This is a genomic window from Deinococcota bacterium, assembly GCA_030858465.1.
GTDB lineage: Bacteria > Deinococcota > Deinococci > Deinococcales > Trueperaceae > JALZLY01.
Window position 1 is genome coordinate 1 of the sequence record JALZLY010000080.1, and the last position, 2999, is coordinate 2999.

3 protein-coding genes are annotated in these 2999 nt (G+C 63.3%); 1 reads left to right on the plus strand and 2 read right to left on the minus strand.

Annotated features, from left to right (window positions below; translation table 11 throughout):
- Window positions 1-12 precede the first annotated feature (12 nt).
- Window positions 13-1512, minus strand: coding sequence for an ABC transporter substrate-binding protein (locus M3498_03740; protein MDQ3458407.1), 1500 nt, complete (start codon window positions 1510-1512; stop codon window positions 13-15).
- Window positions 1509-2021, minus strand: a complete 513-nt coding sequence (locus tag M3498_03745) for an Lrp/AsnC family transcriptional regulator (protein ID MDQ3458408.1) — start codon at window positions 2019-2021, stop codon at window positions 1509-1511. Before M3498_03745 ends, M3498_03740 begins: the two co-directional genes overlap by 4 nt.
- Window positions 2022-2346: 325 nt before the next feature.
- Between M3498_03745 and M3498_03750 the strand changes: the two genes are divergently transcribed.
- Complete coding sequence (locus M3498_03750; protein ID MDQ3458409.1) at window positions 2347-2949, plus strand: superoxide dismutase; 603 nt, start codon at window positions 2347-2349, stop codon at window positions 2947-2949.
- Window positions 2950-2999: the final 50 nt, after the last annotated feature.

Sequence of the window (2999 nt, forward strand, 5' to 3'; positions counted from 1 at the left end):
CCCCGCGGGTCTCTACCGCTCAAGCCAGGTCTCGGTGAAGCGGATGGCCTGGTCGGGGCGAGCTTCATAGCCCCTGACGTCCGGACGGTAGGCCTGGATGTTGAGCGGGTTGTAGAGGTAGATGTAGGGCGCCTCGTCGACGATGAGGCGGTTGACCTCCTCGTAGATCGTCCGGCGCTCGCTTGCGTCCTGGGTGCGGCGGCCGCGGTCCAAGAGTTCGTCGACGGTGGGGTTGCTGTAGCCGGTGACGTTAAAGACCTCGCCGCTGCGGTGCTGCGCGTAGAAGAAGTCGTCCGGGTCGATGAGGCCGTTCCAGGAGAGCACGTAAGAGTCGTAGTTGCCGGCGGCCTGCTCCTCGAGCCACTCGGCCCACTCGAGCGTGCGGATCGTTGCGCGGATGCCGATCCCGACGAGGTCCGACTGGATCACCTGGGCCATGCGGACGGTCTCCTCGAGTTCGGTGGTGGGCATGATCTCGAGCTCGAAACCATCCCCGTAGCCGGCCTCGGCGAGAAGCTCGCGGGCCGCTTCGGGGTCCTGCTCGTAGGGCGCGTAACCCATGTGCCAGGCGCTCGAGGAGGGAATCGGGTCCTGGGTCAGCTCGGCGTTGCCGAAGGCGGCGGCCGCGGCGATGTTCTCGCGGTTGATGGCGGAGGCGATCGCCTGGCGGACGCGCGGGTCGCTCAGGGGCTCGCGCTGCAGGTTCAGCCCGATGTAGTAGTAAGCCCCTGCGGGCACCTCGTCGACGACGAGGTCGTCCCGCTCCCGCAACCGCTCGACGGTCTGCAGCGGCACCGAAAAGACCCAGTCGACGTCGCCGCTGATCAAGGCGGTGTTGCGCACGGTGTCGTCGGCGATGACGCGGATGTTCACCGCGTCCAAATAGGGCAGGCCCTCTTGCCAGTAGAGTTCGTTGCGCTCGAGCTGCACGCCGACGCCGGGTTGGAAGTCAGCGATCACGAAGGGGCCGGTGCCGATGGGCGCAGTGTTGATGGTGCCCTCCTCGACGCTCTCGCGGGCGATGATGCCGACGGCCTTGTTCATGGCCAACTTGCCTAGCAGGCCGGGGTTGGGCGCCTCGAGCGTGAAGGTGACGGTGTGGTCGCCCTCGGCGCTGACGTCGCTGACGCCAGCCAGCATCCAGGCGTTGCCCGAGCCGGTCTCCGGGTCGAGCATCCTGCTGTAGGTGTAGACGACGTCGTCGGCGGTCATGGGGCGGCTATTGCTGAAGACGACGTCCTGCCGCAGCTCGAAGGTCCAGCTCAGGTTATCCTCGCTGACGCGCCAGCTCTCGGCCAGCGAGGGGACGATGTCGAGGCTGCGGTCGAGGGTGACCAAGGTGTCCAAGACGTTCTCGAGCACCTGAAAGCTCGACATGGCGCTGATGGTGTGCGGGTCGAGCCCGACCGGGCTCTGCGCCCAGGCAGCGTTCAGGGTGCCGCCGCGCTGCTGGGCGAAGCCCAAGCCGAAGGCAACAAGGGCGATGAGGGCGATGCTGCGAACTCTCTTCATACGGCTGCTCCTTTATGGATGGCGTGCTTGGACTCGTGCGCGTCAGCGTCTACCTGTACGGGCCAGTCCCAGACGCTCTTCTTGATCTTCACGACCTGAATGGTTTCGCTGCTGATGATCCCCTCCAATCCCAGTTCGCGCTGGATGAAGTCGTGGAGTTCGGCGTTGGTTTTGTGCAGCGACTCGACCACCAGGTTGTGGCTGCCCACGCCGATGGCCACATAGCGGACGGTGTCGCAGCCGGCGAGCCTGTCGGTGATGCGCTCGAGGTGCTGCGGGCTCACCTTGGCGTAGGTGGTGGCGAGCACGGGGACGCCCATCTCGAGCGGGTCGGCCACCGCGAGGATGCGGAGCCAGCCGGCGTCCAGCAGCCGCTTGACGCGCTTGCGAACCATGCCTTCGGAGACCCCCAGGCGCCGGGCGAGCTCGCGGTAGGCCATCCTACCGTCGGTGCGGAGCAGGTCGACGATCAACCGGTCGGTCTTCTCGAGTTGCTGATACTTCGTCATGTGCGCCTATGCCTGAAACCTATGCCTGAAACCTATCTCTGGAACCTATCTCTGGAACCTAATGTCAATCCCGCAAGTGCCGGAGTAGATAGCTCGATGATATGCGAATTGCGTATATAATGTCAAGATAACGGACGCATTTACACCTTATCAGCTCGTTTCGGCACGGAAAGCTTGCTTCCCCACCTAACCGCCACAGCGATCCCAAAAGGAGCTAGCCACGCTAGCGCGCCCGTTTGTAAGCCTAAGAAATGTGTGCTCAAACCCCCTTGTTATGATGGGAGTTGGACAGCTAGCCGATCACTGATCCACCAAGGAGGACTTTATGGCTTTCAAACTACCCGACCTTCCTTACTCCTACGACGCGCTCGAGCCCCATATCGACGTCAAGACGATGGAGATCCACCACACCAAGCACCACAACACCTACACCACCAACCTGAACGACGCGGTTCAGGGCACTGAGATGGAAAACATGACCATCGAGGCGATCCTCGCTCGTGGCGTGGACGGCCTCTCCACCGCGGTGCGCAACAACGGCGGCGGCTACCACAACCACAACCTCTTCTGGCAGGTAATGAGCCCCGACGCGGACGGCGAGCCCGCGGGCGAGCTGAAGAACAGCATCAGCGACACCTTTGGAAGCTTCGACGACTTCAAGAAGAAGTTCGAAGACGCCGCCAAGGGCCGCTTCGGCTCGGGCTGGGCCTGGCTGGTGGTGAACGGCGGCGGGCTCGAGGTGATCAGCACCCCCAACCAGGACAGCCCCTTGATGGAGGGCAAGACCCCCGTCCTGGGCTTAGACGTCTGGGAGCACGCCTACTACCTCAAGTACCAAAACAAGCGCCCCGACTACGTGAGCGCCTTTTGGAGCGTGGTGGACTGGGACAAGGTGGCAGAGTTGTACAAAGAGGCCAAACAAGGCTAGACCCTTCCCCAAGGCACAATTCGCTGAGCACAGGGCGTTGTCCCTGTGCT